Source organism: Corallococcus sp. AB045 (assembly GCF_003668895.1).
In the GTDB taxonomy this organism is placed as follows: Bacteria; Myxococcota; Myxococcia; order Myxococcales; family Myxococcaceae; genus Corallococcus; species Corallococcus coralloides.
Genome location: NZ_RAWN01000300.1, coordinates 1 through 8,089, shown reverse-complemented (window position 1 = coordinate 8,089; position 8,089 = coordinate 1). Strand labels below are relative to the sequence as shown.

The 8,089-nt window shown below is 71.2% G+C and carries 8 protein-coding genes, 1 tRNA gene and 1 pseudogene; 5 read left to right on the top strand and 5 right to left on the bottom strand.

Features of this window, described 5'->3' with window-relative positions:
* From D7Y21_RS38705 to D7Y21_RS38695, 3 genes and pseudogenes are all read right to left on the bottom strand, one after another.
* Positions 1-202: pseudogene (locus tag D7Y21_RS38705) on the bottom strand (energy transducer TonB); the annotation flags it as partial.
* A gap of 82 nt (positions 203-284) precedes the next feature.
* Positions 285-1,502 carry a glycosyltransferase family 87 protein gene (locus D7Y21_RS38700; RefSeq protein ID WP_233612459.1) on the bottom strand — a complete coding sequence of 406 codons (1,218 nt, stop codon included), beginning with the start codon at positions 1,500-1,502 and terminating at the stop codon, positions 285-287.
* A 58-nt stretch (positions 1,503-1,560) separates the two neighbouring features.
* Positions 1,561-2,952 (bottom strand): NAD(P)/FAD-dependent oxidoreductase, encoded by a 1,392-nt coding sequence (locus D7Y21_RS38695; RefSeq protein WP_120565355.1) that lies wholly within the window; start codon positions 2,950-2,952, stop codon positions 1,561-1,563.
* Between the two features lie 436 nt (positions 2,953-3,388).
* Between D7Y21_RS38695 and D7Y21_RS38690 the strand changes: the two genes are divergently transcribed.
* From D7Y21_RS38690 to D7Y21_RS38670, 5 genes are all read left to right on the top strand, one after another.
* Positions 3,389-3,793 carry a ribosome-binding factor A gene (locus D7Y21_RS38690; RefSeq protein WP_120565354.1) on the top strand — a complete coding sequence of 135 codons (405 nt, stop codon included), beginning with the start codon at positions 3,389-3,391 and terminating at the stop codon, positions 3,791-3,793.
* On the top strand, positions 3,790-4,947 hold the full coding sequence (locus D7Y21_RS38685; protein ID WP_120565353.1) for an RtcB family protein: 1,158 nt from the start codon (positions 3,790-3,792) through the stop codon (positions 4,945-4,947). Before D7Y21_RS38690 ends, D7Y21_RS38685 begins: the two co-directional genes overlap by 4 nt.
* 178 nt (positions 4,948-5,125) lie before the next feature.
* Positions 5,126-5,199, top strand: a tRNA-Gln gene (locus tag D7Y21_RS38680).
* Positions 5,200-5,255: 56 nt separating this feature from the next.
* The gene (locus D7Y21_RS38675; RefSeq protein ID WP_120565352.1) at positions 5,256-5,786 is read left to right on the top strand and encodes a non-proteolytic archaemetzincin-like protein; all 531 of its coding nucleotides are present in this window, start codon (positions 5,256-5,258) and stop codon (positions 5,784-5,786) included.
* 140 nt (positions 5,787-5,926) lie between these two features.
* Entirely contained in the window at positions 5,927-6,880 is a 954-nt protein-coding gene (locus tag D7Y21_RS38670; RefSeq protein ID WP_370039896.1) for a TolB family protein, read from the top strand.
* Positions 6,881-6,913: 33 nt separating this feature from the next.
* Here D7Y21_RS38670 and D7Y21_RS38665 read toward each other — a convergent pair whose 3' ends face one another.
* On the bottom strand, positions 6,914-7,336 hold the full coding sequence (locus D7Y21_RS38665; RefSeq protein ID WP_120565350.1) for a DUF3592 domain-containing protein: 423 nt from the start codon (positions 7,334-7,336) through the stop codon (positions 6,914-6,916).
* 168 nt (positions 7,337-7,504) lie between these two features.
* Positions 7,505-8,062, bottom strand: coding sequence for a DUF3592 domain-containing protein (locus D7Y21_RS38660; RefSeq protein ID WP_120565349.1), 558 nt, complete (start codon positions 8,060-8,062; stop codon positions 7,505-7,507).
* Between the last annotated feature and the right edge of the window lie 27 nt (positions 8,063-8,089).

The window sequence follows — 8,089 nt, the reverse complement described above, 5'->3', positions numbered from 1 at the left end:
CCTCCACGACGGGAGGCGGCGGAGGCGGAGGGGGACGGAAGACGACGTCCACCTTCTTCTCCTTGATGACTTCCTTCACCGTGTTGGCCGCGGTCATCGCCGCCACGGCGATGAGTCCGAAGACGGCGACCGACGCGGTGGTGGAGAGCGCGAACCGCCGGGCGGCGGGGGCGCTGGAAGCGCTGTCGAACGTTTCGAACATGACGGGGACGCATATAGCGACACCGTGTGTCACGAAGGTTCAGGCTCCGTGACACTTTGCCCCCGGCCTTGTTTCGATTGGGTCACGAACCGCGAGCGTTCAAAAATCCGCGCGGCAGGTGAGTCACGGTCTTGTCGGAAATCACCGCCGTGGGCGTTCCGTGACGCCGCGTCTGCCACAACAGCGCGATCAGCAGGGCGGAGTACACCACCGCGAACGGCCGGAAGAGCAACACGTGCCGGGCCCACTCCGCGCCCAACACCGCGTCGGAAACGACCATGCCAATGAGGGCCACTCCGGCCACGCACGCCTGTCCCAGCCGCGAGCGTCCCTCCAGCGCCGCGCGGATCACCGGCCACGCGAGCAGGTAGTTCGCGCGCCACGCCAACGGTGACAAAAGCGTCACGCCCAGGCAGCAGAACGCGAGCAGCTCCACCGGACCGGGCCGTGCCCACACGAGCGCACCGATGAACAGCCCCATCGCCACGACCTGCGCCGCGGTCATCGCACCCGCGGGAGGCAGCGACTCCGGAGGCAGCACCAGCGACAGCAGCAGCGTGGGCAGGCCCTGCGGGTTGTGGCCCAGCGCCCACGGCGGCGTGGTGCGCGCCAGGATCTCCGTCCAGTCACGCAGCTGTGACAGCGTGCCCGTCCAGCCGTAGCGGCCCAGCGTGGGCAGCACCAGCAGGACGCCGAAGAGGGCGGTGGTCCCCACGACGCGCCAGTGCCGGCGCGCCAGGAAGAACAGCCCCAGGAGCGCGGCCGGAGGCTTGAGCAGGCACGCCACGGCGAAGGCCGCGCCGGGGCCCCACGCGCGGCCCCGCTCGGCACCCACGGCCGCGAGCACCAGCAGCCACAGCAGCACGACGTCCACCTGGCCGTAGAAGATTTCGAAGGAGAACGCGGGCAGGAGCGCGGCGGTGGCGAGCACCGGAGCCCACGGCCATGGCGTGGCCTCTGCGTCCCTGGGCACCGCGCGGCGCGTGAGCACGGACACGGCGCCGAGCGCGAGCACGGAGCCCAGGTTCCACAGCGCCACGGCTACGCGCGGCGGCACGGCGGTGAAGGGCAGGAACAGGGGCGCGGTGACGGGCGCGTACTTGAACGGCATGGTGCCGTCCTCGGCGCGGTAGAGGTCCGTGCCCTCGCGGAAGCGCTCGGCGGCGGTGAGGTAGACGCGGAAGTCCGCGCCGCGCCGGGGATGCTGCCCCACCGCCACGGCCGCCACGGCGAGCACCAGCAACAGCGCCCACTCCACCTTCAGGGACGCGCGTTGGCGGGCGGGCTCAGCGGTGCTCATTCACGGACGGGGACACGGTAGGGCGCGCACCATTCCACGCGGGAGCGCCCCGCCGCAATCACAGGCCGTAGGCTTCCAGCAGCCGCAGCCACACCTCGCTCACGGTGGGGTACGACGGCACCGCGTGCCAGAGCGTGTCCAGCGGCACCTCGCCCGCGACGGCGATGGTGGCCGCGTGGATCATCTCGCCCACGCCCGGCCCGGTGAACGTGGCGCCCACGATGACCCGGCGCTGCTCGTCCACCACCAGCTTCGCCGTGCCCTTGAGGTCCTTGCCCATGACGGACGCGCCGGCCACGTCGCCCAGCTCGTACTGCACGGTCTTCACCGGCACGCCCGCCTTGCGCGCCTTGTCCTCGGTGAGGCCCACGCTGCCCACCTGCGGGTGCGTGAAGATGACCTGCGGCGTGGCCTTCGCGTCCGCCCACGCCTTCGCGGGCTTGCCCAAGAGGACGTCGCCCAACAGCCGCGCCTGGTACTTGCCCATGTGCGTGAGCAGGTTTCGGCCGTTCGCGTCGCCGCACGCGTACAGCCAGCCGCCGTCCACGCCCGTGGCGCGGAGCTGATCATCCACCTCGATGGATGCGCCGGGCTTGAGCCCCACCGTGTCCAGGCCCAGGTCGTCCGTGCGCGCGGTGCGGCCCATGGCGACGAGCAGCGCGTCCGCGCGCAGCGTGTCCCCGCCGGTCAGCGTGATGGTGTATTCGCCCTGGGCGCCGGAGCGTTGCACCTTGGTGGCCTGCGTCTCCAGCAGCACGCGCACGCCGGAGTCGCGCAGCGCCTCGGCCACCTGCTCGCCCACGAAGGGCTCGAAGCGCTTGAGCACGCGGGGACCGCGCTGCACCAGCGTCACCTCCGAGCCCAGCTCGCGCCACGCCTGCGCCAGCTCCACCGCCTCCACGCCGCCGCCCAGCACCACCAGCCGGCCCGGCACGGCCTTGGCGCCGGTGCCCTCGCGGTTGTCCCACGGCTTGGAGTCCTTCAGGCCCGGGATGTCCGGCAAGCGCGGCTTGCTGCCCGTGGAGATGACGACGGCCTGCTTCGCCTCCAGCTCGCGCACCTTGCCGTCCTTGCCCGTGACGGCCACCTTGCGCGGACCGGTGAGCCGGCCGTGGCCGCGCATGACGGTGAGCTTCGCGCCCTCCGCCCACTTCACCTGCGACCTGTCGTCGTAGCCGGACACCATCTGGTCGCGGTGCTTGAGCACGGCGTCCGCCTTGAGCGGGCCCTGGATGAGCTCGCGCACGCCGGGCGTGTGCTTCGCGAGCCACAGCGTCTCGCTGGGGTGCAGCAGCGCCTTGCTGGGCATACAGGCCCAGTAGGAGCACTCGCCGCCCAGGAGCTCGTGCTCCACCAGCGCGACCTTCAACCCCCCCGCCGCCGCGCGCGCGCCCGCGTTCTCACCCGCGGGACCCGCTCCAATCACCACCACGTCGAAAGTCTCGGCCATGACCCCTCCCGCCCCCTGCTTGCCCGGGGACGGCCGTCCCGCCAATCCGACTGGCGCCGCGCGTCGGATGGTGGATGGAACGGCTGGTCACCAGAGGACAGCACCTCCTTTTGTCAGGACCTGGAAGGCCACCGCGTCAGGGCGCGCATGGATGCGTGTGTTCCCCGCGTCCGGTGGAAGGTCCGCGCGTCGGGTGCGCGGCGGGAGGTGTGCCATGGGACGTGTCGCCAAGGTGGTCTCGGTCCGCTCCGCGGGGTCGCGCTTCTAGCGTCACCGGCGGTGTCCAGCGCCCGTCCGAAGACAGCGCCCGTGCGAGCGCTGTCGCGGCCGTGGAGGACGCCTCCGACGTGAGGTCCAGACGGCGTGTCCGCGCGGTGTCGTTCGCGTGCACACCCGGCCGTGCTCCGGCACGGCCCGCAGGAATCCGTCTTCGTTCATGTCCTCTTCCAAGCATCGCCGTACCCGCGCGTCCGTCCGGCGCTCGGGCTCCTCGCTGTTCCATTCCGAAGCTCCGTCCGCGCGTCACCTGCGCGTCCAGTCCACCCTCTCCGAGGACGTCTCGCTGCTCTTCCGGAGCGAGCTGTCCGACCCCATGCTCGAAGGCGTCGCGCTGACGTCGTGCGAGCTGTCCCCCGAAGGCCGCACCGTGCGCATCGGCTACTCGCTGCCGCACGACGCGGACCCCGCCGCGGTGAAGGAGGCCCTCGCCCGTGCGGAGGGCTTCCTGCGCTCTCGGCTCGCGCAGCACCTGAACCTCAAGCGCACCCCGCACCTGCGCTTCGTCCTCGTGGGCACCGCCCCACGCACGGAAACCGAGGACGGCGAAGGGGGTGACGCATGATGCCCCGCATTCTCGAAGTCCCACCCGGCGCCGTGCCCCTCCTCGCCTGGGCGCGCACGGTGCCCGAGGCGGCCCTGAAGCAGCTCCAGCGGCTGGCCGCGCAGCCCTACGTCACGGAGCACGTGGCGGTGATGCCGGACGTGCACCTCGCGTCTGGCGTGGCGGTGGGCACCGTCTTCGCCACGGAAGCCCACGTCGTCCCCGGCGCGCTGGGCAACGACCTGGGCTGCGGCGTGAGCGCGCACCGCTTCGCCTTCCCCGCCGCTTCACTCTCTCGCGCGGACCTGGAGCGGCTCCTGTCCCAGCTCGCCCGGGTCATCCCGGTGGGAGACGCGGTGCACCGGGGGAGGGGGCTGCCCCTGCCGCCGGGGCTCGAAGCTCCCCCGCTGTCCACCCACAAGCTCGCCCGTGCCTGGGAGCGGCTGGCGCCACGCCACCTGGGCACGCTCGGTGGGGGCAACCACTTCCTGGAGCTGGACCGCGACGGGGCAGGGGACCTCTGGCTGCTCATCCACTCCGGCTCGCGGGGCGTGGGGGGCGCCGTGGGGGAACACCACCAGCGCGTGGCCCAGGTGCTGGGACAGGGCACGCCGCCCGCGCTCGACATTGGCACCGAAGCGGGCCGGGCCTGTGTGAATGACCTGGACCTGGCGTGCCGTTTCGCCCGAGCGAACCGGGACCAACTCGCCGCCCGGGCCCTGGCGGTGCTGGCGGACGTGCTGGGCGTGGCCCCGGACCCGGACCGCACCGTGGACGTGCACCACAACCACGTCGCCTCCGAGACGCACTTCGGCCGCTCGCTCTGGGTCCACCGCAAGGGTGCGGTGGGGCTGGAGGCCGGGGCCCGGGGGCTCATCCCCGGCTCCATGGGCACGGCCTCCTACGTCGTCGAAGGCCTCGCGGAGCCCCGTGCCTTCCGCTCCTGCTCGCACGGCGCGGGCCGCGTGCTCACCCGCACGGAGGCCCGCGCCCGCATCCGCACGGACGCCCTGGTCCACGCCCTGCGCCGCGTGGTGTTCGACCCGGGCCGGACGCACACCCTGGTGGAGGAGGCGCCCGCCGCCTACCGGGACCTCTCCGAGGTGCTGGAGGACGAGGCGGACCTCGTGACGCCCCGCGTCCGGCTCACGCCCCTGGCCGTGCTGAAGGGCTGAAGGGGGACCGCACCTGTCGGGTGGATGACAGCCCGGCCCCCCGGCGGCCTTCCGAGTGGCGTCCGGGGGAGTGATCCACCCCCCGGACGCCATGGACTGAGGGGACCCGCGTCAGAGTGGGTTCCCGCGCCCGTCAAAGTGCCGTAGTATCGGCCCACGAGTACGCGTGCGAACCTGCTGGGGCGTCGTCTAATGGCAGGACGTCAGACTTTGACTCTGATTATCAAGGTTCGAATCCTTGCGCCCCAGCCACTCCGCTCCGGGGGGACGCGGTCAACGTCCGTCCGGAGGTAGAAGGCGGTGGGCTGATGCCGCAGAAGACGCTCCTGCTGGTCACCGTGGGCAGTCCACCGTCCGCGATCGTGAATGCCTTGCAGGATCCGCTGGCGACCCATCTGGGCGTCAGCGCGGTCGTGAGCCGGATGGCGCTGTCCTCCCCGGCCTACGCCTTCAACAAGGACCGCAGCCAGTACCACTGCAACGCCATCATGCGCCGGTTGGGCACGGTGCTGGATGAGGCGCCGCAAGACCTGGTGATGGGCGTGACGGACGCGGACCTCTTCGAACCGGACTCGCCCTTCGTCTTCGGGCAGGCGGACCGGGAGTCCAAGGTCGCGGTGATGAGCCTGTACCGGCTGCGCCAGGGCGCGGAGGGCGAGACGCTGCGCCGCCGCGTGCAGGTGGAGGCGGTGCACCAGGCCGGGCACCTCATCGGCCTGTCGTACTGCGAGGACTCGCGCTGCGTGATGTTCCTCCCGCAGTTCCCGCAGGACATCGACCGCAAGTCGCTGGGCCCCTGCAACGTCTGCCGCAACGAACTGAACCGCCTCAACCGCTGAAGGTGCGTGCGCGCTCCCGGACACGGGCGCGCGTGAATGCCTTCGTGCGCGTTGACGTCTTGTCCGGCGCGCCCTGTAGTGTTCGGGCGCGAAGCGCGTGTGACAGGGCCGGCACGGCGGGAGAGACAGCGATGATGGGCATGCGGCGATGGCTCGGCGGTGTGGTGGCGGTGGGGTTGTTGGGGGCGTGTGAGCCCACGGACTTTGGCGGTGGCGGCACCACGGGTGACGTCCTCTTCGACCGGGGCTTCGCCTTCGTGCGCGGCGACCGGAACATCTACGTGGTGGACGACGACGGCGACCCCAACAGTCCGCAGCGGCTGACGACGGCCGGCGGCGCGTACACGCCCTCCATCTCCAAGAGCGGCAACAGCATCGTGTTCGTGCAGCGCTCGGGCAGCACGTACTCCCTGCAGACGGTGCCCACCACGGGCGGGCCGGTGGCCACGCTGCTGAGCACCAACGACGCGGCATGCGGCAGTTGCACCAACTTCCGCGGGCCCACGTTCAGCCCGGACGGCCGCACCATCGTCTTCGCGTTCGAGCGGACGTCGGGAGCGCTGAGCTCGCTGGCGCGCATCGCGGTGGATGGCAGCGGCTTCGTGGAGCTGACGCCCAACGCGGGCATCGCCTTCGGGTCGCCGTCCTTCTTCCCCAGCGGCAACACGGTGGTGGCGCCCGCGGGCAACAATGCCTCCTTCTACAACCAGCTCGCGTTCGTGCCGGTGGGCGGAGGCTCCGCGCAGTCCGTGTTCATGAGCGGTGACGTGCTGGCCATCGCGAACCGCGCGGTCGTGTCCCCGGACGGGCGGCAGGTGGCGCTGGACGGGCGGCAGTCCAACGGCAGCACGCGCATCTTCGTGGGCAACGCGACGGCCTCGGGTATCAGCGGCGCCCTGCGGCGGCTGACGGACTACACGTCGAGCACCGTGGAGGAGAGCTTCCCCAGTTGGACGAGCAGCACGGAGCTGGGCTTCCTCTTCAACGACTCCGGCGGTGACCCGAGCATCTACCGCGCCCCGGTGTCCTCCGTGGCCAGCTCCGTGACGCTCGCGGTGCCCGCCGCGAACGAGCCCTTCTACGGGCCCAACTAAACCGCGCCCTGGGGCCGCGCGGTCCGGGACCCTTCAGCGCGCGTTCATCCACGTGATGAAGGCCAGGGTCAAGAGGACCGCGAGGCCGAAGATCCCGGTCAGGAGGTTGAGGCGCCCGCTCTCCACGTCCGCGCGCTGGTGCCTGTGGGGGGCGTCCGGCAGGTAGAGGAACTCCAGGGGGTCGCCCTCGGACACGGGCTGGGACGGCAACACGTGCCGGTGGAGCTTGTACTTGCCGTGGATCTCCGAACCGTCTGGCAGGCGGAAGACGTACTCCACGAACACGTGGTTCACGTTCAACCAGCTTTCGCGGATGCGGACCACCTTGCCCCGGGCGGGCCGTCCGCGCTCCCGCAGCGCCAGGGTGAGCCGGTGCTGGCGCACCAGCATCACCGTCAGCGACAGGGGCGCTCCCACGAAGAACACCATGAGCAGGATCGCATTGATGGGGAGCATGGATGCCTCAGGATGACGGGGGCGCGGACTCGAAGGCAACGCGGAGGGATTGGCCCTTCCCCCGTCATTGCAAGACGTGCCGTGGTGCTCCGCGCCGTCCGGCAGGGAGAAGACGGACGCCACGGTCCAGGACGAAGCGCGCCAGGGCCACCCTCTGGATGAGGGGGTTCACGGGGAGGGGGCTTCCCGTGCCACATCCTGCCGCTGCTGCTCCTGTACGGCATTCCGCGGAGGCTCGCCGGTCTGACGCAAGCCCTGAGAGGTGACGGGCTCCAGCGGGGCTCGCGCGTGGCCCTGCGTGGGGTGGGGCATCATCATCTGGTACACGATGTACCCGCCCACGACCATGACGAGCACCAGGACGACCATCGTGGCCACGAGCGTGAGCAGCCCGACTTCCGCCCCTGCGCGTTGATGCTGACGGGGGTCGTCCGGGAGGTAGGTGACTTCGAGTGGGTCCCCCACCGAGGGATGCGAGCGCAGGGGGCGCCTGCTCAGGCGGAGCGCCTCGTGGTGCTCCGAACCGTCCGGCAGATGGAAGACGTACTCCATGACCACGGAGTTCGACAGGAAGTCCGTGCGCAGGTTGACGACCTCGCCCGGAGCGCGCAGTCCCCGCGCTCGCAGCTCCCGGGTGAGCCGGTGCTGGCGCAGCACCCTCACCATGGTGAACAGGCAGGCCCCCGGGAGGATGGCCCAGATCAGGAACCCGAAGATGAAGGTCATGAATCCTTCAGGATGGGGGAGGGAGGG